The organism is Mesorhizobium sp. M0028, from assembly GCF_040323855.1.
In the GTDB taxonomy this organism is placed as follows: domain Bacteria; phylum Pseudomonadota; class Alphaproteobacteria; order Rhizobiales; family Rhizobiaceae; genus Mesorhizobium.
This window is the reverse complement of the sequence record NZ_JAMYVG010000002.1, coordinates 17,990-41,166: the sequence shown is the minus strand read 5'-3', so window position 1 is coordinate 41,166 and position 23,177 is coordinate 17,990. Positions and strand designations below refer to the sequence as shown.

22 protein-coding genes and 1 pseudogene are annotated in these 23,177 nt (G+C 63.6%); 8 read left to right on the top strand and 15 right to left on the bottom strand.

What is annotated here, in order from left to right; all coding sequences use genetic code 11:
* Nucleotides 1-80 precede the first annotated feature (80 nt).
* Nucleotides 81-1,913: a DEAD/DEAH box helicase gene (locus NKJ93_RS05145; RefSeq protein WP_352587998.1), complete on the top strand. Its 1,833-nt coding sequence runs from the start codon at nucleotides 81-83 to the stop codon at nucleotides 1,911-1,913.
* An 88-nt stretch (nucleotides 1,914-2,001) separates the two neighbouring features.
* Complete coding sequence (locus NKJ93_RS05140; RefSeq protein WP_352587995.1) at nucleotides 2,002-2,715, top strand: DUF805 domain-containing protein; 714 nt, start codon at nucleotides 2,002-2,004, stop codon at nucleotides 2,713-2,715.
* A 58-nt stretch (nucleotides 2,716-2,773) separates the two neighbouring features.
* On the opposite strand, the gene leuB is transcribed toward NKJ93_RS05140, so the two are convergent.
* The 5 genes from leuB to leuD form a co-directional block, all read right to left on the bottom strand.
* Nucleotides 2,774-3,877: a 3-isopropylmalate dehydrogenase gene (gene leuB, locus NKJ93_RS05135; RefSeq protein WP_352495996.1), complete on the bottom strand. Its 1,104-nt coding sequence runs from the start codon at nucleotides 3,875-3,877 to the stop codon at nucleotides 2,774-2,776.
* 140 nt (nucleotides 3,878-4,017) lie between these two features.
* On the bottom strand, nucleotides 4,018-4,368 hold the full coding sequence (locus NKJ93_RS05130; RefSeq protein WP_352481122.1) for a VOC family protein: 351 nt from the start codon (nucleotides 4,366-4,368) through the stop codon (nucleotides 4,018-4,020).
* Nucleotides 4,369-4,419: 51 nt separating this feature from the next.
* The gene (locus tag NKJ93_RS05125) at nucleotides 4,420-4,803 is read right to left on the bottom strand and encodes a RidA family protein (protein ID WP_023721922.1); all 384 of its coding nucleotides are present in this window, start codon (nucleotides 4,801-4,803) and stop codon (nucleotides 4,420-4,422) included.
* 148 nt (nucleotides 4,804-4,951) lie between these two features.
* Nucleotides 4,952-5,881: an Ivy family c-type lysozyme inhibitor gene (locus tag NKJ93_RS05120; protein ID WP_023721923.1), complete on the bottom strand. Its 930-nt coding sequence runs from the start codon at nucleotides 5,879-5,881 to the stop codon at nucleotides 4,952-4,954.
* A gap of 60 nt (nucleotides 5,882-5,941) precedes the next feature.
* The gene (gene leuD, locus NKJ93_RS05115) at nucleotides 5,942-6,547 is read right to left on the bottom strand and encodes a 3-isopropylmalate dehydratase small subunit (RefSeq protein ID WP_023721924.1); all 606 of its coding nucleotides are present in this window, start codon (nucleotides 6,545-6,547) and stop codon (nucleotides 5,942-5,944) included.
* A gap of 167 nt (nucleotides 6,548-6,714) precedes the next feature.
* On the opposite strand from leuD, the gene NKJ93_RS05110 reads away from it, so the two are divergent.
* Nucleotides 6,715-7,140 (top strand): GNAT family N-acetyltransferase, encoded by a 426-nt coding sequence (locus NKJ93_RS05110; RefSeq protein ID WP_023721925.1) that lies wholly within the window; start codon nucleotides 6,715-6,717, stop codon nucleotides 7,138-7,140.
* A gap of 16 nt (nucleotides 7,141-7,156) precedes the next feature.
* On the opposite strand, the pseudogene NKJ93_RS05105 reads toward NKJ93_RS05110, so the two are convergent.
* The 7 genes and pseudogenes from NKJ93_RS05105 to NKJ93_RS05075 form a co-directional block, all read right to left on the bottom strand.
* Nucleotides 7,157-7,321 (bottom strand): annotated as a pseudogene (locus tag NKJ93_RS05105) (IS630 family transposase); the annotation flags it as partial.
* A 318-nt stretch (nucleotides 7,322-7,639) separates the two neighbouring features.
* On the bottom strand, nucleotides 7,640-8,254 hold the full coding sequence (locus NKJ93_RS05100) for an MBL fold metallo-hydrolase (protein WP_352587992.1): 615 nt from the start codon (nucleotides 8,252-8,254) through the stop codon (nucleotides 7,640-7,642).
* Between the two features lie 235 nt (nucleotides 8,255-8,489).
* Nucleotides 8,490-8,855 carry a hypothetical protein gene (locus NKJ93_RS05095; protein WP_352587989.1) on the bottom strand — a complete coding sequence of 122 codons (366 nt, stop codon included), beginning with the start codon at nucleotides 8,853-8,855 and terminating at the stop codon, nucleotides 8,490-8,492.
* Between the two features lie 238 nt (nucleotides 8,856-9,093).
* A complete protein-coding gene (locus NKJ93_RS05090) occupies nucleotides 9,094-10,260 on the bottom strand; it encodes an NAD(P)/FAD-dependent oxidoreductase (protein WP_023721929.1) in 1,167 nt (388 codons plus the stop codon).
* Nucleotides 10,261-10,291: 31 nt separating this feature from the next.
* Nucleotides 10,292-11,878, bottom strand: coding sequence for an ATP-binding protein (locus NKJ93_RS05085; RefSeq protein WP_023721930.1), 1,587 nt, complete (start codon nucleotides 11,876-11,878; stop codon nucleotides 10,292-10,294).
* A complete protein-coding gene (locus tag NKJ93_RS05080) occupies nucleotides 11,866-12,558 on the bottom strand; it encodes a response regulator transcription factor (protein WP_352481091.1) in 693 nt (230 codons plus the stop codon). The genes NKJ93_RS05085 and NKJ93_RS05080 overlap by 13 nt, the downstream gene beginning before the upstream one ends.
* A gap of 4 nt (nucleotides 12,559-12,562) precedes the next feature.
* The gene (locus NKJ93_RS05075; RefSeq protein WP_352587986.1) at nucleotides 12,563-14,116 is read right to left on the bottom strand and encodes a DUF4153 domain-containing protein; all 1,554 of its coding nucleotides are present in this window, start codon (nucleotides 14,114-14,116) and stop codon (nucleotides 12,563-12,565) included.
* Between the two features lie 278 nt (nucleotides 14,117-14,394).
* On the opposite strand from NKJ93_RS05075, the gene NKJ93_RS05070 reads away from it, so the two are divergent.
* Together NKJ93_RS05070 and NKJ93_RS05065 are read left to right on the top strand one after the other, a co-directional pair.
* Nucleotides 14,395-15,276, top strand: a complete 882-nt coding sequence (locus tag NKJ93_RS05070; protein WP_023721933.1) for an HpcH/HpaI aldolase/citrate lyase family protein — start codon at nucleotides 14,395-14,397, stop codon at nucleotides 15,274-15,276.
* A 24-nt stretch (nucleotides 15,277-15,300) separates the two neighbouring features.
* Complete coding sequence (locus NKJ93_RS05065; protein ID WP_023721934.1) at nucleotides 15,301-15,507, top strand: DUF1737 domain-containing protein; 207 nt, start codon at nucleotides 15,301-15,303, stop codon at nucleotides 15,505-15,507.
* An 89-nt stretch (nucleotides 15,508-15,596) separates the two neighbouring features.
* On the opposite strand, the gene NKJ93_RS05060 is transcribed toward NKJ93_RS05065, so the two are convergent.
* Nucleotides 15,597-16,019, bottom strand: coding sequence for a metallopeptidase family protein (locus tag NKJ93_RS05060; RefSeq protein ID WP_023721935.1), 423 nt, complete (start codon nucleotides 16,017-16,019; stop codon nucleotides 15,597-15,599).
* A gap of 183 nt (nucleotides 16,020-16,202) precedes the next feature.
* Between NKJ93_RS05060 and NKJ93_RS05055 the strand changes: the two genes are divergently transcribed.
* The 3 genes from NKJ93_RS05055 to NKJ93_RS05045 are packed head-to-tail and all read left to right on the top strand — an operon-like array spanning nucleotide 16,203 to nucleotide 21,968.
* Nucleotides 16,203-17,258 (top strand): ImuA family protein, encoded by a 1,056-nt coding sequence (locus tag NKJ93_RS05055; RefSeq protein ID WP_352481094.1) that lies wholly within the window; start codon nucleotides 16,203-16,205, stop codon nucleotides 17,256-17,258.
* Nucleotides 17,191-18,669, top strand: coding sequence for a DUF6504 family protein (locus NKJ93_RS05050; RefSeq protein ID WP_352587983.1), 1,479 nt, complete (start codon nucleotides 17,191-17,193; stop codon nucleotides 18,667-18,669). Before NKJ93_RS05055 ends, NKJ93_RS05050 begins: the two co-directional genes overlap by 68 nt.
* On the top strand, nucleotides 18,666-21,968 hold the full coding sequence (locus NKJ93_RS05045) for an error-prone DNA polymerase (protein WP_352496001.1): 3,303 nt from the start codon (nucleotides 18,666-18,668) through the stop codon (nucleotides 21,966-21,968). Before NKJ93_RS05050 ends, NKJ93_RS05045 begins: the two co-directional genes overlap by 4 nt.
* Nucleotides 21,969-22,058: 90 nt before the next feature.
* Here NKJ93_RS05045 and NKJ93_RS05040 read toward each other — a convergent pair whose 3' ends face one another.
* Both NKJ93_RS05040 and NKJ93_RS05035 read right to left on the bottom strand, forming a co-directional pair.
* Nucleotides 22,059-22,295: a Trm112 family protein gene (locus NKJ93_RS05040; protein WP_023720580.1), complete on the bottom strand. Its 237-nt coding sequence runs from the start codon at nucleotides 22,293-22,295 to the stop codon at nucleotides 22,059-22,061.
* A 205-nt stretch (nucleotides 22,296-22,500) separates the two neighbouring features.
* Nucleotides 22,501-23,172 carry an LON peptidase substrate-binding domain-containing protein gene (locus NKJ93_RS05035; protein ID WP_023720579.1) on the bottom strand — a complete coding sequence of 224 codons (672 nt, stop codon included), beginning with the start codon at nucleotides 23,170-23,172 and terminating at the stop codon, nucleotides 22,501-22,503.
* Between the last annotated feature and the right edge of the window lie 5 nt (nucleotides 23,173-23,177).

Here is a 23,177-nt window from a genome sequence, read left to right as displayed (position 1 = left end):
GCTCGTGGCGCCCGTCGTGGCGCTTGCCGACATCAGACCCGTCGCCGGGCATTTAAGAATCCGAATTTCGAAAGAAGCATATGTCCAACTTCGAAGCTATTGTCCCCGCGCTGGCAAAGGCGCTGGAAAAACGCGGCTATGTCGAGCTGACACCGGTGCAGAAAGCGGTTCTTGAGCTCGGTCAGGCCGATGCGCTGGTTTCAGCCCAGACCGGCTCCGGCAAGACCGTCGCTTTCGGACTGGCCTTGGCGCCGACGCTGCTCGACGGCGCCGAGCGCTTTTCCCACGCGGCGGCACCCCTGGCGCTGGCCGTGGCGCCGACACGGGAGCTGGCCCTGCAGGTGACGCGCGAGCTGGAATGGCTCTACGAGCTGACAGGCGCCACGGTGTCGTCCTGCGTCGGCGGCATGGACATGCGCACCGAGCGACGCGCGCTGGAGCGTGGCGCCCATATCGTCGTCGGCACGCCCGGCCGCCTGCGCGACCACATCACCCGCAATTCTCTCGACATGTCGGCGCTCAAGGCAGTCGTGCTCGACGAGGCCGACGAGATGCTCGATCTCGGCTTTCGCGAGGACCTGGAATTCATCCTCGACGCCGCCCCTGCCGAGCGCCGCACGTTGATGTTTTCCGCGACCGTGCCGCGCTCCATCGCCACGCTGGCCAAGGGCTACCAGCGCGATGCCGTGCGCATCTCGGCCTCGGGCGAGGAGAAGCAGCATCTCGACATCGAATACCGGGCGCTGGGCGTCGCGCAGGCCGACCGCGAAAACGCCATCATCAACGTGCTGCGGTACTATGAGGCGAAGAACGCGCTGGTGTTCTGCAACACGCGTGCCGCCGTCAATCACCTGACAGCGCGCTTCAACAACCGCAACTTTTCCGTCGTGGCACTGTCCGGCGAGCTGAGCCAGAACGAGCGCAGCCACGCGCTGCAGGCGATGCGCGACGGCCGCGCCAAGGTCTGCATCGCCACTGACGTCGCGGCGCGTGGCATCGACCTGCCCAACCTCGAGCTGGTGATCCATGCCGACTTGCCGACCAACCCGGAGACGCTTCTGCACCGAAGCGGGCGAACGGGACGGGCGGGGCGCAAGGGCGTCAGCGCGCTGATCGTGCCCAACAATGCCCGCAAACGCACCGAGCGGCTGCTGCAGAGTGCCGGCCTTGCGGCGACCTGGGCGAGCCCGCCCTCGGCCGACGACGTGATCCGGCGCGATGACGAGCGCATTCTCGCCGACCCGGTCCTCAGCGAGCCTATGAAGGATGAGGAGCGAGGCTTCGTCCAGGCGCTTCTCGATCAGCACGGACCCGAACAGGTCGCCGCAGCCTTCGTACGGATGTGCCGCTCCAGCCGCTCGGCGCCGGAGGATCTTCTCGACGTCGCACCGTTCACGCCGTCGGGCGAAAAATTTGCGCGCCGGGACGAGGCACCGAGCCGCCGCGACGATTTCGGCGACAGCGTCTGGTTCTCGCTGTCGGTCGGACGCCGGCAGAATGCCGAGCCGCGCTGGCTGATCCCGATGCTGTGCCGGACAGGCGGCATCTCCAAGCGCGAGATCGGCGCCATCAAGATGCAGCCGGAAGAAACCTTCGTGCAGATCGCGGCGGACTGGGCCGAGCGCTTCCTCGCCGCGATCGGCCCCGACCGCAAGCTGCAGGGCAACATTGCGGTCAAGCGGCTGGACGGCACGCCCGATCTGTCGCGGGCCGGCTATCAGGAGCCGCGCCCCGACAAGAAGCCGCACCGCGGCAAGCGGACATTCGATCAGAACGCGCCCAAATTCGAGAAGCGCGCACCGGCTGACCAGCGCCCGGCATTCGAGGCAAAGCCCTGGGCCGGCAAACCGGCCAAGGCGAAATTCGAAGGCGGACCGGCGAAACACAAGAAATCGAAGAAACGGCCGGGGTGAATAGCCTGCCCCTTCCATTTCGCGCACGCCCCTTGCGGTCTACCGGAACTTTGCACAGTCTGGGGCAGGGCAATGGGGTGGGCAGGACATGCGCGGCGAAGTTCTTCACTATGACGAGGACCAGGCCTTCGGTTTCATTACCGGGGCCGATGGCAACCGCTACAGCTTCGCGCGCGAGGACTTGCGCCGCCAAGCGTCGGTTGCCGGAGGCACGACCGTCGAATTCCAGCCGGCTGGCGGACGGGCACGCGATGTTTTTTCGATCCACGCCCAACCTGCCAGTGCACCCGCCCGTGCCTCCGCTGCAACGGCCGCCCCATCTCAGGCCGGCAATGCGCCCGCGGCACGTCAGCCGCAACATTTCGGCCGTTCCGCTGAAAATCAAACCGCCGAATCCACCGGCCTGTGGAGCTACTTCTCGCGTGGCCTGACCGAAAATTATTTCAACTTCGCCGGCCGTGCCCGCCGCAAGGAATATTGGGGCTATTGCCTGTTCTGGACGATCGCGCTGATCGTGGCGACAGGACTCGGCGTCTTCATCGACGACGCCATGGGCAATCTCGACAACAGTGAATTGCCGGCAGTGACGGTCGGCCTTTGCGGCCTCTTCCTGCTGGCGACAGCCCTGCCGTGGTTCGGGCTCAACGTGCGCCGCCTGCACGATATCGGCCTGACCGGCTGGCTCTTCCTGCTTTTCCTGATCCCGACCTTCGGCACCGTGATCATCCTGATCTTTGCGCTGATCCCGACCCAGCCGCGTGAAAACCAGTGGGGTCCGGTGCCGGCGGGTGTCCAAATCTAACCGCGGGAGTGCCGCCGCATCGGCGGCAGTCGCCCAGCGGACGTCGACCTACACAGGATCAGCCCAGGAACTTGGCGATGATCGCGTCGCCCATCTCAGCGGTGCCGACCTCGGTCATCCCCGGCGAATGAATATCCCTGGTGCGCAGGCCGTCGTCGAGCACGGCGGCGATCGCACCTTCGAGCTTGTCGGCTTCAGTCACCATGCCGAAGGAATAGCGCATGCACATGGCGAAGGAGGCGATCATGGCGATCGGATTGGCGATGCCCTTGCCGGCGATGTCGGGCGCCGAGCCATGCACCGGCTCGTAGAGCGCCTTGCGCTTTTTTGTCTTCGCATCCGGCGCGCCGAGCGAGGCCGACGGCAACATGCCGATCGAGCCGGTCAGCATGGCGGCGATGTCGGACAGCATGTCGCCGAACAGATTGTCGGTGACGATGACATCGAACTGCTTGGGCCAGCGCACCAGCTGCATGCCGCCGGCATCGGCGAGCATATGGTCGAGCTTGACGTCGGCATACCTGGCCTTTTGCGTCTGGCTGACGACCTCGTTCCACAGCACGCCCGATTTCATCACATTGCGCTTTTCCATCGAGGTGACGTGGTTCTTGCGCGTGCGTGCCAATTCGAAGGCAACGCCCGAAATGCGCTCGATCTCGAAAGTGTCGTAGACCTGGGTGTCGATACCGCGCTTCTGGCCGTTGCCGAGATCGATGATCTGCTTCGGCTCACCGAAATAGACGCCGCCGGTGAGCTCGCGCACGATGAGGATATCGAGCCCCTCGACCACCTCCTGCTTGAGCGAGGAGGACGCCGCCAGCGCCGGATAGCAAATGGCGGGTCGAAGATTGGCGAACAGCTCCATGTCCTTGCGCAGCCGCAGCAGACCCGCCTCCGGGCGCACCTCGTAAGGCACGGCATCCCATTTCGGTCCGCCGACGGCGCCAAACAGCACCGCGTCCGCCGCCATTGCCTTGGCCATGTCGGCATCGGAAATCGCCGCGCCATGTGCGTCGTAAGCGCAGCCGCCGACAAGGCCCTCATCGGTGACGAAATCGCTGCCGAGCTTGTCGTTCATCGCGGCGATCAGCTTCTTCACCTCGGCCATCGCCTCGGGGCCGATGCCATCGCCGGCAAGCAGGAGAAGATTTTTCGAAGCCATGAGAACCGTCCCGATTATTTTAGCGCATGAACGCGGCCTTGCTAAACGCCAAGCGACCGACGCGCAAGCCTGCGGTTCAGAGCATCGGAGCCAAAAGTGGCAACCGGTTTTGGGAAAATCCGATGCTCAAGACAAAACGTCTACAGATGCGAAAGGATATTCACCAGCCTGCCGAACGGGTCGCGCACGAAGAAGCGCCGCACGCCCCAGGGTTCGTCTGCCGGACCGTACTCGATGATAAAGCCGGCCGTCCTCATGCTTTCAAGCGAGGCATCGACGTCGTCGACTTCGATAGAGATGTCCGGCACCGGCGTTCCTGATCCCCCTTCGGCCATGAAACTGACCTGCACGGACATCGTCTCTTGCGAGCCATAGGTAGCGATCCAGCCCATATCCATCTTGAGATCGAGGCCGAGCACATCCTGATAGAAGGGTTTTGCCGCCGCGATATCCTGCGTGTCTATGTTTGCAACGATGCGTCTGACCTTCACCATGGGCCGATCCTCGTGCTAACCGTGTCGTTGTCGCAACCGTGACAGGCATCAGGCTGTGCGCCGCAGCGCCGTCACCTCGATCTCGACCTTCATTTCCGGCTTGTTGAGCTGGCACACGATCATCGTTGCTGCCGGCCTGATCTCGCCAAACGCCTCGCCGAGGATCGGGAACACCACATCTACGAAAGCCGCATCGGTGATGTAGTAATGTGCCCGCACCACGTCAGCCATTTCGAAGCCGCCATCTCGCAACGCCTTGGCGATCGTCGTCAGGCAATTGCGCGTTTGTGCCTCCACGGTCTCCGGCATCGACATGGTCGCATAATCGTAGCCGGTCGTTCCGGACACGAAACACCAGTCGCCCTGCACCACGGCGCGCGAATAGCCGGCGGTCTTTTCGAAGGGCGAACCGGTGGAGATCAGTTTTCGCATGGGTCCTCCGCAAATCGTCGCGGATATCTTGCAGGGAACGAGCCGATCCCGCCATGGGCCAGATAGAACTGACGGTTGTTATGAGTCTCCCGCCTCGACAAAGCCCTCTCGTCCAAGGCGTGGTGGTCACTGCGCTTTGCAAAAGTACCTAATTCGCCGACCCCAGCGCCTTGTCCAGCGCTTCCTTGACGTCGGCCGGCCATGTACTCACCGCTGGCCACGCGTCCGGCTCGGGCTTGTCGCCGCGGCGGGCGAAATAGAGCTTGTGCTTGACCGGGTCGACCGCCATGAAGCCGTCATTGCCGCCGCAATCATGCGGCACGCAGCCGCTGGCAAAAAAGGCGCCCGAAGCGGTCTTCTCAGTTCCGCCGCCGACCAGCAGGCTAGTCGCCATGTCGGGCATGTCCTTGCCGAGCAGCGTCTCGGCTAGCCTGTAGACAGCCTCGTTGTGAAAGGCATCGATGACGTTGTCGTATTTCGACGGATCGACGTCCTTCCAGTCGGTGCCCGGCTCCGGCATATAGGTGAGATTGCCCGAGGTCGTCAGCCCGGCCGTCGGCGACCATTGCAGCGCCGGCTTGGAATCGCCCGGCAAAAGATAGGGTACGAAATAGATGGCGCTGTCGGAGATCGCGGCCGGCGGTGCGCCGCATTCATCCTGCTCGACCGTGACCGTCTGGATCGTGCCGCCTTCCGGCTTCCACACGATCACCTTGGCCGGGCCGCATTGATTGCCGCCGTCGCCGACATCGACCAGCGCCACCTTGACGCCGCCGACCTCGACGATCTTGTCGAAGAAGACGTCGTAATTGCGCGCCAGTTCCTTGCCGTCGAAGGCGAGCACCCGTTCCCCGTACTCTTCCTCCTGGGTGATGGTCAGTTGGCCGCCCTCGAACGGGATCGGCGCCTGTTTGTCATTGTCGGCTAGGGCCGCATTGCTCAACGCGCCCTGGTCGGCGGCCCTGCCGGGCGCATCGTCAGCCGGCACGAGCACCATGTCGGTCTGTGCATGCGCGCCAGCCACCGGCATCAGAATCCACGCCAGCGCGCAGGCCCCGACAAGAAGCGAACGTGTCATGACTGTCCCTCCGTTCAGCCGCCACGAACCCGGCCTGTCGCGGGCGGGGCATCGTACCGCTCAGGCCCAGGGGCGCTCAGCGGCGTTCCTCTTCTCGAACGAAGCGATGGCGCCGGCTTTTTCCATGGTCAGGCCGATATCGTCGAGCCCGTTGAGCAGGCAATGACGCTTGAACTCGTCGAGGTCGAACTTGACCACGCCGCCGTCAGGCCCACGGATTTCCTTGGCCTCCAGATCGACCGACAGCGTCGCGTTCGAACCGCGCGAAGCATCGTCCATCAGTTTCTCAAGATCTTCCGGGCTGACGGTGATCGGCAGGATGCCGTTCTTGAAGCAATTGTTGTAGAAAATGTCGGCGAACGAGGTCGAGATGACGCAACGGATGCCGAAATCGAGCAGCGCCCACGGCGCATGTTCCCGGCTCGAGCCGCAGCCGAAATTATCGCCGGCGACCAGGATCTGCGCCTTGCGGTAGGCCGGCTTGTTGAGCACGAAGTCCGGGTTTTCCGAACCATCGTCCTTGTAGCGCATTTCGGCGAACAGGCCGGTGCCGAGTCCGGTGCGCTTGATCGTCTTGAGATAATCCTTGGGGATGATCATGTCGGTGTCGACATTGACGATCGGCATCGGCGCGGCGACGCCGGTGAGCTTGGTGAATTTTTCCATGTCCTTGCCCGTCTTCTTCTTGTTGCGGGAAATTGCTGGCGCCCGGTTTACACAAAGCCGCGGGCAAATAAAAGGCGGCTGTTTTTTGGACCTCCGTCGTCGATCGAAACGCAAGATCGGTACAAAACAGCTTCAAAACCACCGGCCCATGGTGCACTTTTGTCGACATGACAACGCGATCCAAGGTCCTCTACGCCAGCGAACCGGGTCTCGGCATCGCCGAGTTCCGCCGCGTTCTGGTGGAATCCGGCCTCGGCGCCAATCGCCCCGTCGATGACGACACCCGATTGAACGCGATGCTGTCAGGGGCCAATTTGGTGCTCACCGCGCGTCTCGATACAGAAGGGAAGCCGCTGGTCGGTGTTGCCCGCGGTGTTACCGATTTCTCGTGGGTCTGTTTCGTTTCCGAGCTCGCCGTTTGCAAATCGGCGCAAGGGCTCGGCATCGGCAAGGGCCTGCTTGATGAAGCGCGCCGGCAACTCGGGCCTTCCGTTGCCATAAGCCTGATTTCCATGCCCGACGCCGTCGGCTTTTATGAGCGCATCGGCATGAAGCGCGTGTCCGACGCGTTCTGGTTCGACCGCAAGCGCTGACGCGTTGCCTTGCCAGCTAGTGGATCGAATCTAACGTTTGGTGCCCGCGTTTGACCGCGGCGGCGATCCTGTCGGGGTCGGCGGTCCAGATGAAGGGTTTGGGCTGCTGGTTGTGCTCGGCGAGGAAGGGGTAGATTGCCGCCCTGGAGGTCGACCACCGAGTGAAGACGCCGCGCTTGAGCGGCGCTTCGACAAGTGCGGGTGGCCGAGGGCGATCGCCCAGTCGGCGTCCTCGGCGATTACGGCGGCTGCTGATCCTCGAACCAGAATGATGACTGGCGTCGCGAGATGGTTCCCACCGACGGCAAGGGAAAATGCGACGTCATTACGATGCGGCCATTGTCCGAGCAAGCCTCCAGGAATGCCCATCTCGTCCGACGTGCCTGGTCAGGGTCCGTGTCGTACCGAAAGCTCCAGTCAGGGTATATGCATTGCATCGGCCAATGCATGAGATCGCCGGAAAACACTGCCCCTACGCCTCGAGATTTCAGGCCGATGGCTACGTGCCCCGGGGTGTGGCCCGGCGTCGGTTCCAGCCACACTTCGCCATCGAGTTCATAATCCATATCGACAGCACAGCCCGACCAGCCTCGACGATTGGCAACACATTGTCCTCATAGGTCCGATCTTCGTCATCACCGGAGGCCGCCTGTGCGGCCTCGAACTCGCGCCGCGCCATGATGTAGCGGGCGTTCGGGAATGTCGGTACCCAACGCCCGTCCACCAATCGTGTGTTCCAACCGCAATGGTCGACATGAAGATGGGTGCACAGCACATAGTCGATCTGCTCGGGAGCAACACCTGCATTTGCCAGGCTCTCCAAAAAGGTGCCGTCATTGCGGCGATGCCAATGGGGGAAGTATGCGAACGTCTTATCGTTGCCGACGCAACTGTCGACCAGAATGGTGTGGTGTCCGGTACGAACAAGAAAACTCTGGATGGGAAGAATAAGCCGGCCGGTTGCAGGCGATATTAATCGCGGCGTGAGCCAATGAAGATGCGGTTCGAGCGCTTCATCGGTGCAGTCGGGAAACCATTCCGACGGCGTCCGCAGAGGGTCGCACATCTCCAGAATTCTGGTTATCCAGATATTCCCGATTCTCCAGTCATCCACTGACTGCATCCTTCTTCGATCGAGGACGGATCGCTAGAGATAACATTTGCGGCCAGATGGCGTCAGACATTTCTGCCTGTAGGAGAAGGAGCGCTCGCGATGTGGCCGCGCTCACGATCGGGTACCAAGCGTTAGAACTTAACCACTAGTGGTCGAAATCTGACGCTTGGTTCCGGGGCCGTAAGCCCGCTCAGGGTGGAAAGCGGACGCTACCATGTACTTTTTGGCAAAGCGCTCAGTGCGCGCGTGACGCAAGGTGAATTTCAAGCGGCTTTGAGATGAGGCCTTTATCAACGATGGCTTCAAGCGTCTGCTTCGTCAGACTGATATCGTCATATTGCTGCGGAACCGACAGAATTAACCCACCCTCTTCGGGCGTGGCATAAAACACTACATAGCCTTTCGCCTCACCGGCGAGAGGGAAGGCGATAGTATTGATTTCAGTATCCATTACTCGCTTGCCAAAAAAATAATTGGCACGATTATTCTGCTGACGTAATTCAAACTCCTGATGCTGGAGAACAGAGTATATACGTTTGTTCTCCGGTGACTCAGGGTCGTTGCTGCATCCAGAGAATGGGATAATTGCGAACATCAACACTGAGTGCCTTCCAACTAGTGGAGGTCAAGCCAAATTCCTGCTTTCCATGGCTCTTTAAGTATCTGCCCTAGATGTCCGAAATGAGTCGGCAGCGGTATTCCGTTTCGGGTACCAAGCGTCAGGTTTTGACTACTAGCGTGCGGACTTTTGATATCGGCGGGGCAGCCTCCCCTCTGTCCGGCAGGACAGAGGGGAGGGCGGGAACTCGACAGAGCGGCTTATTCTGGGCGGCCTTCCCTCAAATCACGTTCAATTCACGAAACGCCCGCCCCTCAGCGACTCGGCTATACCCAAACGCCGAGCAATCCACCGTGCGATAGCCGCCATGGACGATCAGTTCGGCCAGCGCTTTGCCGACCGCCGGCGCCTGCTGCAAGCCGTGGCCGGAAAAACCGTTGGCGAAGAAGAAATTGCCGACCTCGGGATGCGAACCGATCACCGCGTTCTGGTCGAGCGTGTTGTAGTCGTAATGGCCGACCCAGGCGCGCGTCGGCTTGATCGCCTCGAAGGCCGGAATACGGGTCGCCAGCACCGGCCAGATCACCTCTTCGAACAGCGGCCAGTCGGGTTCGAAATCTGTGGGGTCGGCGGGGCCTTCGCCCTCTTCCGGCTCGGCGCCGCCGGTGATGTAGACCGAACCTTCCGGCCGGACATAGATGCCGCTCGGGTCGACCAGCAGCGGCATGTCGTCATATTTTTCGCGCGCCTCGAAGACGAAGACATTGCGCTTGCGCGGCTCCACCGGCAGCGCCAGCCCGGCCATTGCTGCCACCTTGCCGGCATTCGGCCCGGCAGCATTGACGACGATGCCGGCCTCAAGCCGCTCGCCATTTTCGAGGGTCACACCGGTGACGCGGCCGCCTTGCCGCTCGATGCCGGTCACCGACGCCGTGATGAAGTCGATATCCTTCGTCCGCAGCGCCTTGCGGAACAGCATCAGCATCGCATGCGCGTCGAACCAGCCCTCGCCGCTGCGGCCGTAGGCCCCGGCAGTGATACCCTCGGCCGATAGCCACGGAAACCGACGAACAAGCGCCTCGGCATCCTCGAGCACGATGTCGGCGCCCTCGGCCATCTGCGCCTCGTGGTTGGCCTGCAGGATAGGCAGCCCGTTTTCGCCGGCAAGGATCAGATAGCCGCCTTCGCGAAAGCCGATATCGGCGTCCGCCCCGAATTCTTCCTTCAACCGCCGGAACAGTTTCAGCGTGAACTGCGACAGCCGGATGTTTTCAGGGATCGAGAACTGCTGGCGGATGGAGGCGCAGGACAGCGTTGTCGCCGCATGGGAAAATTGCGGGTCGCGCTCGACAACCGCGATCGGGCCCGAAAACCCTTCCTCGCGCAGATAATAGGCGACCGAGGAGCCGACGATGGCTCCGCCGATGATGATGATGTCGTAATGCACCTTTTTCGCCCTTCCGGTCTGAACCGCCGAGTCACGCCGCCGGCAGGATGATCTCGAAGCGCGTGCCGCTCGCCGAGTCAACCAGCCGGATCGTGCCATCATGCGCTTTCAGGAGGGCCAGCACGATGCCGAGGCCCATGCCGGTGCCGCCGGAATCGCGGCGCGTGGTGAAGAACGGCTCGAAGATGCGGCCTCGGTTGCTGGGCGAAATGCCGGCGCCGTCATCGTCCACCACAATGGTGGCCTTGCCGTCCGCGCTTGCTGCCGTGACCGAGACCAGCGTCGCGCCGTGTCGCGCCGAATTGTCGATGAGATTGGCCAACACGATCGCGGCGTTTTCGGCCGATATGCGCAGGCCGATATCGGCGCCCGCCTCGAGGCGCACCGCCAGCCTGTGGTCGGCCGGCAGCAGCGCCAGTGCCGGAGCGAGTGATGTGCCTTGGCCGCTGGGCTCGAGATTTTCGGCACGCGCAAGGTCAAGCAGGCGGCGCACCAGCAGATTGAGCCGGCCGGCATCGGTGACGATATTGTCTGAAAAACGCCGCCGCTCGGCCTCGTCCATCGCGCCGCCCGAATCGCGCAGCAGTTCGGCTGCCCCCTGGATCGCCGTCAGCGGCGATTTGAGTTCGTGCGAGACGTGGGTGGCGAAGGTCTGGATGCTGTCGGAGCGCGCATGCAGCTTTTCGGCCATGTCGAGGAAGGCCGCGGAGAGCGCCGCCATTTCGCGCGTGCCGTGGTGATCAAGCGACCTGATCGCCTCACGGTCGCCGGCGGCGATGCGCTCGGTGCGCTCGATCAGTGCATAGATCGGCCGGCTGACGGTGCGCAGGAAGACCAGCCCGATCAGCAGCGTGCCGCCGAGGATGGCGATTGCCGCCAGCGCCACCTTGCCGCGCTCGCCAAAGAGATGCTTGACGATGTTGTTCGGCGTCCGCGACAGATAGACCACGCCGGCGACCTTGCCGGAGACCGCAACTGGTATGGCGACGAAGACGCGGACTTTGGTGCCGCGGCTGACCGAATAGAGCGGCGGCGATGGCTGGTCGGGAACCCGCAGCCTGAGCGCGCTGGCGTAGCGGCCGGCAAGCGCTGCGCGAACCTCTTCGACCGCGGCGAGCGACAGGCCGGCCTCCTCGCGGCCGGCAATGACCACGCCGCTGGGATCGAGCAGCCGAAAGCCGGCCAGCGTGGTTTTCTGCGTCTCGGCAAGAATGCCCGACAGCCGCGCGCCGATTGCCGCGAAGGCAGGATCGACGCTGGCCGCCGTGGCCGCGGGCCGGGTCGGCAGTATCCTGTCGGACGCAAGATCGAGGCGCGGTTCGATCGGCTGGTAGGCAGAAGCCCGATCCCTTGTACTGGGTGGAGGCATGGGTGTGCCGAGCTTTTCCGGGGCAAGGCCGGCCTCACGGACCTCTAGCGCATAGATCGCGGCAAGGGCGGCACCTTGCGCGATCAGCTCGGCCTCGGTCTGGCGGATCAGCTGGTTCTCGTACAGCCGGAAGAAGAACAGGCCGGCCAGCGGCAGTGCCATCACCATGATCAGGATGGCAATGACGACCGTGGCAAGCCGTGGCCGCCATTTGCTGCCAATCCGTTCTTGGGCGCTCACGCGCCGCATTTGCCGAGCCGGAAGCCGACGCCATGCACGGTCTCGATTGCATCGACGCAGCCGACCGCCGCCAGCTTGGCGCGGATGTTGCGGACATGGCTGTCGACGGTGCGGTCGGCGACGTGGATATTGGCAGCATAGGCATTAGCCATCACCATGTCGCGGCCGAGCACATGCGCGGGACGCGCCAAAAACCCTTTCAGGATCGCGAATTCGATGCCCGTCAGCACCAGCGGCTTGCCGTCGAAGCTGGCTGTATGGCTTGCCGGCACTAAGGCCAGTCTGCCATGCGAGAATTGCCGATCGTCGGCATGTTCGGGCGCAGGCCGGGCGCGGCGCAGGATGACGTTGACGCGGGCGACCAGCTCGCGCGGGCTGAACGGCTTGGTGACATAGTCGTCGCCGCCCATTTCCAGCCCGAGGATGCGGTCGATCTCTTCATCCCGCGCGGACAGGAACAGCACCGGCACGTCGGATGTGTGGCGCAGCCGCCGGCACACTTCCAGCCCGTCCATTTCCGGCATGCCGATGTCGAGCACGACGAGATCGGGCGCGCGGCGTTCGATCGCCTGCAAGGCAGCCGCGCCGTCCGGCACCGCCAGCGTCTTCATGCCGGCCTTTTCGAGCGCGAAGCAGATGATTTCGCGAATGTGCGGATCGTCGTCGGCGACCAGTATGTGGTGCGGCATCAAATCAGCGGCCCGGCATGAAGGGTTCGGACATCGGAGGAACCACGAACGGGATACGTGTGTCGAGAGCACGAAGGCGCCGCCAGTCGCGAAAGCTCCAGGCGCGCCAGTTTTCTAGGCCGGCGCGGTAGCGGGCCTCGTCCTGCCCAAGCAAACGGGCGAGTTCGCGGTACGAGGAAACGCTGGCCGCATTCGTCCTGCCCTGATGCTCGAGGAAACGGTCGAGCGCCGGCCAGGCGCTGGGACCGAGCGTACGCAGATACCAGAAATCGAGTTCGGTGCCTTGGCCGGTCATTTCGAATGAGTGCTCGACATTGTAGTTGGCGATCAGCGCCGCGAAGTTGACGAAGCAGCAGGCATAGAGCGTCATTGAAAGCGTCAGAAGATTGGCGGAAAGCAGCCATTCATTGGATTTTTCGAACGCGATGCGGGCGATGATCAGGGCAAGGCCCGCCGCCACCAGTCCCATCCAGACGAAGGCGGCGATGCGCCAGTAGGTCAGCGCGTAGATGCCGATATAGAGGTCGAGCCGCAGGATCGACGAGATGACCAGCACGATGTTCTGCGCCACCCAGACGTAGACCAGCCGGCGGATGAGCGGATCGCTGGAGGTCGTGCTGCCCGGCCGCAGCGCCGCCAGGACGAAGCCGGCTGCGAGCAGCGCTGTGATGATCAAGGGATAGGCGCCGCGATGCGCATAGGCGGCGTAGGTCAGCCCGTCGGGAAGCGCGATGCCGCCCCACAGATAGGTGGCGTCGAGCGCGGTCTGCATCGCGAAAAGGATGTTGAAGACGACCAGCGCACGAAGAATCGCGGCCTTGCCGAAGATGATGTCCTCGATCGCCTTGGCGGGGTTTGTCGTCGCCCGGCCGACAGGCACAGGCGACAGCACACGCGGAATGGAGCGGAGAAAGCGCGGTAGGCGCGGGCGCAGAAAGGCCCAGACGCCGACCAGCACGAACAGCCAGAAGGCGAGACGCGGCAGCTGGATGAGCTCGAGCAGTGCCATTAGGTCGATCAGCGACAGCCAGTATTCGACGACCGGATTGGCGGCGCCGAACAGCGCGAGAAACACCGCGCCGAGGCTTAGCGGCATGACCCAGACGGCAATCGTCGCAAGGCGCACGCGCCGTCGGCCAAGCTGCCGGGCCGCCTTGCGCCAGCGAAAGAAATCCAGGACGAACCGAAAGGGCGTTGCAAGCAGGAATAGCGAGAGTTGGCCGGCAATGCGGGCAACCCCGTGCTTCAACCGCCCGGCCAGCGAAAGCGCGAAGACGGCCAGCGCCGCCAGCCCGATCGAGACGGACAGCGCACTGACATTTTCCGCGAGCGGCAGCAGCGCCACAAGCAGCGCAACTGGCTTGAACCAGGGCCTGCCATCGTTGAAGGAGCCGAGAGGATGGACAGCCATGCTCGTGGTGGCAATCGCAACGCCGAACAGGAAAAGCGTGATGCCGGCCGGTTGGCTATAGAAGAAAAAATCGGCCAGCGCGACGAGCAGGACGGCAACGCCGAAGCGGCTGCAATAGCTCGGCGCCGGCGTGAGGAACGCTGTCATGATCGGGCTTTCTCGGCCGCTTTGATGCGGCCGGAATATCTGGGCGGGGATTTGCGGACGAAAGGGAGGAGGTTTGCCGGCGGCGGATCGACAAGCCACCAGCTGTCGCGGCGAAGCCGGTACGGCAGGGACCAACGGCAATTTGTTTGCTCTTGCATGCCGCCCTTGTCGCATTCTGTCGGGTGGCAAGCGGGGCGGAGACGAGGAGATTTTCCGAAATTGCGTGCAGTTTTTATGCACGGCTTGCCTCGGCCGTCTGCAGGCGGCATAGATCGGACATGACTGCCGAACCCTCCCGCCCGCGCCGCTCGGTGCTTTACGTCCCGGCTTCGAACGACAAGGCATTGGCCAAGATCCGGTCGCTGGCCTGCGATGCCGTCGTCATCGATCTCGAGGACGCCGTCGCCCCGGCCGACAAGCTTTCCGCGCGCGAAAAACTGGCGGGGATTTTCGCCGGCCGTTCCAACCGGCGCTGCGAGATGGTTGTGCGCATCAATGCGCTGTCGAGCGAATGGGGCGCCGACGATCTGCTGGCTGCGGCAAAATGCGCTCCCGACGCCATCCTGCTGCCCAAGGTCGACACGCCGCGCGACATTCTCGAGGCCGGTGACGTTCTCGACGACAATTTTGCGCCGGACGAGGTCAAGCTATGGGCGATGATGGAGACACCCAAGGCGCTGCTCAACATCGGCCCGATCGCCGAGCTTGGCCGCGACCCAGCCTCTCGACTGGTTTGTTTCGTTGCCGGAACGAATGATCTGGTCAAGGACACCGGAATTCTCACCACGCCCGACCGGCGCTATCTCGTGCCGTGGCTGATGCAGATGGTGGTCGCCGCGCGCGCCGGCGGCCTCGACCTGCTCGACGGCGTCTTCAATGATTTTAGCGATATGGACGGGTTTGCGCGCGAGTGCACGGAAGCGGCCGCCATGGGCTTCGACGGCAAATCGCTGATCCATCCGGCCCAGATCGAGGCCGCAAACCGGGCCTTTGCGCCGTCGCCTGAAGCGATAGCCGAGGCGGGCGCGATCAAGGATGCCTTCGCGCTTGCCGAAAATACCGGCAAGGCGGTGATTGCGCTGAACGGAAAGATGGTCGAGCAGCTGCATTTGGCGCAGGCCGAAAAACTGCTGGCGAAGGCCGCCGCTGTTCGCGCATGATTGTAACTCACGACGGGATTGAAAATGAAACTCTACCGCTTTTTGTCCGGCCCGGACGACGCCAGCTTCTGCCACAAGGTGACGGCGGCGCTCAACAAGGGCTGGCACCTGTTCGGCTCGCCGACCTATGCCTATGACAAGAATGCCAAGACCATGCGCTGCGGCCAGGCGGTGGTGAAGGACATCGAAGGCCAGGAATACGGCCCCGACACCAAGCTCAGCGACTGGTAGCGCTGACATCGCTTCGGGTGCCCGCGAATGCGGGACACTTCTGGACGCTGGCGCGAAGGAACGCTGCGCTCTCCAGTCCCAAAACGACGTCACTCCGCTGCCTCTTCGATCTTCTCCATATCATCGTCCGACAGGCCGAAATGGTGACCGATCTCATGGATCAGCACATGGGTGACGATGTCGCCCAGCGTCTCCTCGTTCTCGGCCCAGTAGTCGAGGATGGCGCGGCGGTAGAGCGTGATCCGGTTCGGGCCTTCGCCGGTCTGCGGATTCCAGCGCTCGGCGATGCCGCGCCCCTCGAACAGGCCGAGCAGGTCGAAGGGCGTTTCCAGCGAAAGGTCGTCCATGATCTCGTCGGTCGGGAATTCGGCGATCTGAATGACGATCTCGCCGGTCAGCTTGCGAAACTCCTCCGGCAGATGGGCATAGGCCTCCAGCGCCAGGAGCTCGATTTCCTCCATCGTTGGCGAAAGCTGGTCGTGCCAGATGCGTGTTTGGTAGATGCGAGCCATGCTTTGTCCTTTGATCCCGGCATATAGGCTTTCGGGCCGGACTCGGCAAATGGTCGGGCTGGAGCGCCCGGACCATGCCATCAAGGCAGGAATAAATTCCCCATGACTCCGCTTGACTCTTTGGCCGCCCTCTGGAATCTATAGGAACATAACAGGAACAATTGTGAGTGGAAGCTGACCGTCATGGCGACAAGCGCCGTGGCGCGGGAGACTGTTTTTGCCCTGCGCCGCCAGATCGCGAAGATCGAAGGGACCTTGTCCGAGCGCCTGGAAGCGCCGGCCGGTTCGTCGTTTGACGCGGATGTGCCTCGCCAGAGTCTGGCATCCTCTCGGAATCCGACACCCGCTCGGAATCTGACGATTGTCCGTCGCGGCCTCGCCGTGGCGCCGCCCGATGCGTTTTTGCGCACCGGTGCCGAGCGCCTCGATGCTGCGCTGAGCGGCGGCCTGCCGAAGGCGGCGCTGAGCGAGTTTCATGGCGCCGCGACCCGCGATGCCGGAGCAGTCGCCGGTTTTGTCCTGTCGCTCATCAGCCTGATCCTCAGCCAGGGGCCGCGACTGCCGGTGCTGTGGATCGGCACATCCGAGGTTTTCCGCGAGGCCGGCTTTCCCTATGCCGGGGGGCTTCACGCCTTCTTCGGCATCGAGCCGGAGCAATTGCTGTTTTCCGAGGCGCCAAGGCTGCTCGATGCGCTGTGGGTCGCCGAGGAGGCCGCCAGGATGACGGCGCTGGCCGCAGTCATCCTCGAAATCCGTGGCAACCCGCAGCGGCTGGATCTCACCGCGACGCGGCGGCTGCACGCCCGGGCGCAGAGTGCCGGCCGGCCGCTTTTCCTGCTGCGCCAGGCCGGCGAGCCCGAGCCGACGGCAGCGCCCGTCCGCCTCATCCTGTCGGCGGCACCGGCGGCAGCGCGCGAGACGATCGCCGGGCCGCTCGCCGGCTCGATCGGCCGGCCCGCCTTCACCATCACCATCGGCAAGAGCCGCACTGCCTTGCCCGGAAAATTCACACTGGAGTGGAACCCCGATGAACGCATATTCGAAGAAAGACGGGGCGAGGAATGGGCAAAGAATCCTGTCCCTGTGGTTTCCACATCTCGCCGCCGAGAGGATCCTGCGGCAGCGCCTGGGGCGGTCCTGGCGTTCCCGGCCGTCGGATCACCTGCCGCTGGTGATCAGTCACCGCGACCGGAACGCCCAGCGCATCGCCGCCCTCGACGAGCGGGCCGAAGCGCTTAACCTGAAACGCGGCATGGGCATAGCCGATGCACGCGCCATGCATCCCTCGATCGACATCGTGGAGGCCGATCCGGAAGCCGACCGGCGCCTGCTCGAAGGCCTCGCCGACTGGTGCGACCGCTATACCCCGCTGGTGGCGCTCGACGGGGCCGATGGCCTCTATCTCGACGTCACCGGCTGCACCCATCTTTTCGGCGGCGAACGCTCGATGCTGGACGACATCCTGTCGCGTTTTTTCCATCAGGGCTTCGATGTCCGCGCCGGGCTTGCCGCCACGCCGGGCTCGGCCTGGGCGGCGGCGCGGTTTGCCGGCGACCGCATCGTTCCCGATGGTGAGGAGGAAGCGCTTCTCGCGCCCTTGCCGTTGGCGGCACTGCGCATCGATCCAGAGGTCCGCGCCAGCCTCGAAAGCGTCGGCCTGCGCACGGCGGGCGCCGTCATGGCGGCACCGCGCGCGCCGCTGGCCCGCCGCTTCGGCGCATCGCTGCTATTGCGCCTCGACCAGGCGCTCGGCCGCCTCGACGAAGCCGTGTCGCCGCGCCTGCCGGTCGCGCCGCTTTCGGTCGAACGCCACCTCGCCGAGCCGATCATGCTGACCGAGGACATCGAGCGGCTGACAGGCATGCTGGCGGCCACATTGAAGAAGGACCTCGAGCGTCGCGGCGAGGGCGCAAGGCGGCTGGCGCTGCTGCTCTTTCGCGTCGATGGCGGCGTCAGCCGCATCGCCGTCGGCACCTCGCGACCTTTGCGCGAGCCGCTGCTGATCCAGAAATTGTTTCACGAAAGGCTTGCCGCGCTCGAACAGGATATCGACGCCGGCTATGGTTTCGATCTCGTGCGCCTCTCGGTGCTGACCGCCGCCGCCTTCGACATGCAGCAGGCAGACCTTGCCGGCGAGACGAACGACGGGGGCGCCGACATCGCGCTTTTTGCCGACCGCATCCGCGCCCGGCTCGGCGAAGGCGCGGTCTTGAAGCCGGTCGCCGTCGAGAGCCATCTGCCGGAGCGCGCCGTCGCCGCCATTCCCTTCGCCGAAGCGCCGCAGAGAAGCTCGCCGCCGAAGCAGCCGGACAAGGTGAAGGATGCTCCCACGACCGTCTTCCAGCCGGAACGGCCGATCCGGCTTTTCCGTTCGCCCGAGCCGATCGAGGTGCCGGCCACCGAAATGCCGGAAGGCCCACCTTTGAACTTCCGCTGGCGGCGCGCGCTCTACCGGGTCGCGCGCGCCGAAGGGCCGGAGCGCATTGCGCCTGAATGGTGGCGAGAGGCGGCGGGACGGGAAGATGCGCCGACCCGGGACTATTTCCGCATCGAGGATGCCGACGGCCGCCGTTACTGGCTTTACCGCCAAGGCCTCTACGGCGCCTCGCAGCCCGCTCCGCGCTGGTTCATGCATGGAGTCTTCGCATGAATGCGCTGACAGCCGTTCCCTATGCCGAATTCGGCATCCAGTCGAACTTCTCGTTCCTGCGCGGCGCCTCGAAACCGGAGGAGCTGGTGGTCGCGGCGAAATTCATGGGGTTTTCAGCGATCGGGCTCGCCGACCGCAATACGGTGGCGGGCGTCGTGCGCGCCTGGCAGCAGGCCAAGGTGGAGGGTGTTTCCTATCATCCCGGCTGCCGCCTGGTATTTTGCGACGGCACGCCGGACATTCTCGCTTACCCGCAGAACCGCAAGGGCTGGGGCCATCTCTGCCGCATGCTGACGCAGGCCAATTTGCGCGACGAAAACGAAAAGGGAGCAACGCTTCTCAAACAAAGCGATCTTCTCGAATGGGGCGATCTCTTGTCGCTGGCCATCCTGCCGGATGTGTCGACGGGCGCGGCCGATAGCCTTGCTGTGCTTAGCCGGCTCACGGATCGCTTCGGCGAAAGCCTGCGGTTTGCGGTTTCGCCGGATTACCGCGGCAGCGACCGCTTCCGTATCGAGCAGGCGGCGGCGATGGCCGAACTGGCCGGCATCCCGCTGATGGCGACCAACGATGTGCTCTACCATACGTCGGAACGGCGCCCGCTGCAGGACGTGCTGACGGCGATCCGCCTCAATGTGCCCGTCGCCGAGGTGGGGCTGGAACTGGCGGCCAATGCCGAGCGTCATTTAAAGCTACCGCTGGAGATGGCACGGCTTTTCCGCAGGCATCCGCAAGCGCTGGCGGAAACGCTGCGTTTTGCCGGCGAGCTGAGCTTCTCGCTCAGTGACCTGCAATACAACTACCCCGACGAGCCGACGGAATCGGGCCTCGGGCCACAGGCCGAGCTGGAAAGGCTGGCCAAGGAGGGGGCCGCCATCCGCTACCCCTCGGGCGTGCCCGCTTTTGTGACGCAGCGCATCGAGGAGGAGCTCGCTCTGATCGAGCGCCTGAACTACGCGCGCTATTTCCTGACTGTCTACGACATCGTCAAATTCGCCCGCAGCCAGAACATTCTCTGCCAGGGGCGCGGCTCCGCCGCCAACTCGATCGTCTGCTTCTGCATCGGCATCACCGAAGTTGGCCCGGACAAGATCGACACGCTTTTCGAGCGCTTCATTTCCGAAGAAAGAAACGAGCCGCCCGACATCGATGTCGATTTCGAGCATGAAAAGCGCGAGGAGGTCATCCAGTACATCTATTCCAAATACAGCACCAAGCGCACCGCGCTGGCCGCCGCTGTCGTCAGCTACCGCGGCCGCTCTGCGGTGCGCGAAGTGGCCAAGGCGATGGGCCTGTCGGACGACGTCCGGAGCGCGCTGTCCAGTTCGATCTGGGGCTGGTCGACCTCGGAGCTCGGCGAAAAGGAGACAAAAGCCGGCGGCCTCGATCAGACCGATCCCTCGACAAGGCATGTGATCGAATGCGCCAACGAGATCATGGGCTTTCCCCGCCATTTGTCGCAGCATGTCGGCGGTTTCGTCATCACAAGGGACCGGCTCGACGAGATCGTACCCATCGTCAAGACGGCGATGGACGAGCGCAAGATGGTCGAGTGGGACAAGGACGACCTCGACGCGGTGAAAATCCTTAAAGTGGACGTGCTGGCGCTCGGCATGCTGACCTGCCTGCAGCGCGCCTTCACCCTGCTCCAGGATCATTATCCCGAGGCGCGGGACGCATATGGCCAACCCTATGTGTTGGCCACTCTCCCGGCCGAGGACAAACATGTCTACGACATGATCTGCCGCGCCGACACGATCGGCGTCTTCCAGATCGAATCGCGCGCGCAGATGTCGATGCTGCCGCGGCTGCGGCCGAAAAACTTCTACGATCTCGTCATCGAGGTGGCAATCGTGCGGCCCGGCCCGATCCAGGGTGACATGGTCCACCCTTATCTGCGCCGCCGGCAAGGCAAGGAAAAGCCCGAATACCCGAAGCCGGAACTGGAAAAAATACTCGGCAGGACGCTGGGCGTGCCGCTGTTCCAGGAACAGGCAATGAAGATTGCCATCGTTGCCGGCGGCTTCAGGCCGGGCGAGGCCGATGAATTGCGCCGCGCCATGGCCACCTTCAAGCGCACCGGCACGATCGGCAATTACCGCAAGAGGATGGTCGACGGCATGGTTGCCAAGGGCTACGAAAAAGACTTCGCCGAGCGTTGCTTCAAGCAGATCGAGGGCTTTGGCGAATACGGCTTTCCCGAAAGCCATGCCGCCTCCTTCGCCCTGCTGGTCTATGCCTCCTGCTGGTTCAAGACCTTCTATCCCGACGTGTTCTGCGCCGCGATTCTGAATTCCCAGCCGATGGGTTTTTACCAGCCGGCTCAGCTTGTCCGCGACGCGCATGATCATGGCGTCGAGATCCGAGAGGTCGACGTCAACTTTTCCGGCTGGGATTGCGCCTTGGAGCAATCGCCTTTCGATCCGGCCCGCATTCTCGACCGCCATGTTCAAATGCGCGGTGTCATCCGGACCAGCCATGCCGTCCGGCTTGGCTTTCGCCAGGTCAAAGGCCTGTCGAAGGAGCGCATGGAAGCATTTGTGGTGAGGCGCGGCGACGGCTACACATCCGTGCGCGATGTCTGGCTGCGCTCGGGCCTCAACGTCGACGAGATCGAAAAGCTGGCGCAGGCCGACGCCTTCCGCTCGCTTGGATTGAACCGCCGCAACGCTCTATGGGCGGTCCGCGCGCTCGACGGCAAGAGTGCCGCCGAAAAGCTGCCGCTGTTCGATCAGCCGGCGATCCGCTTGCGCGATCTCGAGCCTGAAACCCGGCTCCCGACAATGCCGCTCGGCGAGCACGTCGTCCACGACTACCGCTCGCTCGGCCTGTCGCTGAAGGCGCACCCGGTCGCCTTCCTGCGTCAAAGGCTGGATCGGTCCGGCGTCACGCCCAATGCGCGGCTCGGCCAGGTGCGGGACGGCCGGCGCGTTTCGGTCGCCGGCCTCGTGCTGGTGCGGCAGCGGCCGGGCAATGGCAAGGCGATTTTCCTGACGCTGGAAGACGAGAATGCGGTCGCCAACATCATTTTCTGGGAAAGGACTTTCGACCGCTTCCGCCCCATCGTCATGGGCGCACGTCTCATCCGCGTCACCGGCAAGCTGCAATCGGAATCGGACGTCATCCATATCGTCGCCGAGAAGGTCGAGGATCTGACGCCGTGGCTGTCGGTGCTGCTGGAAGAGGCAGGACCTGAGCCTTCGAGCCGTACAGACGAGGCTCGGCCGGGCAGCATCGCGCAAACGGAATTATTGGGAAAGGCGGAGAAGGTCATGCCCAAGGGACGCAATTTTCAATAGGCCCCCTGTCTTCGTCAGAGCGTTGCTGCGGTGCGGAATTTGATGACGGCAGGACAGAGGGGGGCGCGAAGGATCGCTGCGGAGCGGCCCTTATTCCGAGCCACCCAGGCGCGGCGGTGGCATGGCATCGTCTATGGCGATGACCCGCGCCTCCGATGGCAGCATGATAGGAATGCCGTCCCGCACCGGATAGGCAAGCTTTGCCACCCGCGAGACAAGCTCGCCGCGCTCCGGATCCCAGGCAAGCGGCCCCTTGGTCAGCGGGCAGGCCAGCAGTTCCAGCAGCTTGGGATCGACAGTCCTGTTCCCGTCACGTCCATCCGCCATTCGATCCGTCCTTCCACAAGGCAACCGCTTCGGGGTTTCGCGCGCGGACTTCCCTTCTCCCCTTGTAGGAGAAGGTGGCCGAGCGAATCTCGGTCGGATGAGGGGTGTTCCAGCTTGGCACCGACGGCACTCCGTCCAGCACCCCTCAACCGTCTCGGCGCTACGCGCCGATCCACCTTCTCCCACAAGGGGAGAAGGCAAGAGCCTACTGCAAACTCGAACCGAAATCCTCATTGTCGCGCGCCAGCGCCATTTCGGTGATGGCGATCAGCGTTTCGGCACGTGTCTTTAGATCGGCCGCTTCGAGCAGCGCCTGTTTCTCGGCCGGCCCGTAGGGCGCCATCATCGACAGCGCGTTGACCAGCATGGCGTTTTCGGCGCGGCTGACGCTTTCCCAGTCGGCCTCCAGATCGTTGGCCTGCAGATAGGCGCGAAACGCTTTGAGCAGCGCCGGCCGGTCGATCTCGGCTTCCGCCTGGTCGTCGTCGAGATCGGTGAGAAAGGGTGCCAACCGGCACTGGCGAAACGGCGTCCTGACGGTGAGTTCCTGGACAATGCGGAACCGGCACACGCCCTGCAGCGAAATCAGATAACGACCGTCGCCGCTCTCGGACAGCGCGATGATGCGCCCGGCACAGCCGACATTGCAGAGTTCCGGCTCGCCGTCGGGACGCAGCGCACCGTCGAGGCTGGGCTGGATCATGCCGATCAGCCGCGCCCCGGCGATCGCCTCATCGACCATCTGCAGATAGCGCGGCTCGAAGATGTTGAGCGGCATGCGGCCTCCCGGCAGCAGCAATGCGCCCTCAAGCGGAAAGATCGGCATGGTCGACGGTAAGTCCGCAGCGAGTCGGTAATGCGCGTTTCCCGCCTGCACCTCAA

What these genes read in the sequence shown, in the direction of transcription:
- NKJ93_RS05145 (WP_352587998.1), top strand. Translation starts at nt 81, where the DNA reads ATGTCCAACTTCGAAGCTATTGTCCCCGCGCTGGCAAAGGCGCTGGAA.
- NKJ93_RS05140 (WP_352587995.1), top strand. Translation starts at nt 2,002, where the DNA reads ATGCGCGGCGAAGTTCTTCACTATGACGAGGACCAGGCCTTCGGTTTC.
- leuB (WP_352495996.1), bottom strand. Translation starts at nt 3,877, where the DNA reads ATGGCTTCGAAAAATCTTCTCCTGCTTGCCGGCGATGGCATCGGCCCC.
- NKJ93_RS05125 (WP_023721922.1), bottom strand. Translation starts at nt 4,803, where the DNA reads ATGCGAAAACTGATCTCCACCGGTTCGCCCTTCGAAAAGACCGCCGGC.
- NKJ93_RS05120 (WP_023721923.1), bottom strand. Translation starts at nt 5,881, where the DNA reads ATGACACGTTCGCTTCTTGTCGGGGCCTGCGCGCTGGCGTGGATTCTG.
- leuD (WP_023721924.1), bottom strand. Translation starts at nt 6,547, where the DNA reads ATGGAAAAATTCACCAAGCTCACCGGCGTCGCCGCGCCGATGCCGATC.
- NKJ93_RS05110 (WP_023721925.1), top strand. Translation starts at nt 6,715, where the DNA reads ATGACAACGCGATCCAAGGTCCTCTACGCCAGCGAACCGGGTCTCGGC.
- NKJ93_RS05085 (WP_023721930.1), bottom strand. Translation starts at nt 11,878, where the DNA reads ATGCGGCGCGTGAGCGCCCAAGAACGGATTGGCAGCAAATGGCGGCCA.
- NKJ93_RS05080 (WP_352481091.1), bottom strand. Translation starts at nt 12,558, where the DNA reads ATGCCGCACCACATACTGGTCGCCGACGACGATCCGCACATTCGCGAA.
- NKJ93_RS05075 (WP_352587986.1), bottom strand. Translation starts at nt 14,116, where the DNA reads ATGACAGCGTTCCTCACGCCGGCGCCGAGCTATTGCAGCCGCTTCGGC.
- NKJ93_RS05070 (WP_023721933.1), top strand. Translation starts at nt 14,395, where the DNA reads ATGACTGCCGAACCCTCCCGCCCGCGCCGCTCGGTGCTTTACGTCCCG.
- NKJ93_RS05065 (WP_023721934.1), top strand. Translation starts at nt 15,301, where the DNA reads ATGAAACTCTACCGCTTTTTGTCCGGCCCGGACGACGCCAGCTTCTGC.
- NKJ93_RS05060 (WP_023721935.1), bottom strand. Translation starts at nt 16,019, where the DNA reads ATGGCTCGCATCTACCAAACACGCATCTGGCACGACCAGCTTTCGCCA.
- NKJ93_RS05055 (WP_352481094.1), top strand. Translation starts at nt 16,203, where the DNA reads ATGGCGACAAGCGCCGTGGCGCGGGAGACTGTTTTTGCCCTGCGCCGC.
- NKJ93_RS05045 (WP_352496001.1), top strand. Translation starts at nt 18,666, where the DNA reads ATGAATGCGCTGACAGCCGTTCCCTATGCCGAATTCGGCATCCAGTCG.
- NKJ93_RS05040 (WP_023720580.1), bottom strand. Translation starts at nt 22,295, where the DNA reads ATGGCGGATGGACGTGACGGGAACAGGACTGTCGATCCCAAGCTGCTG.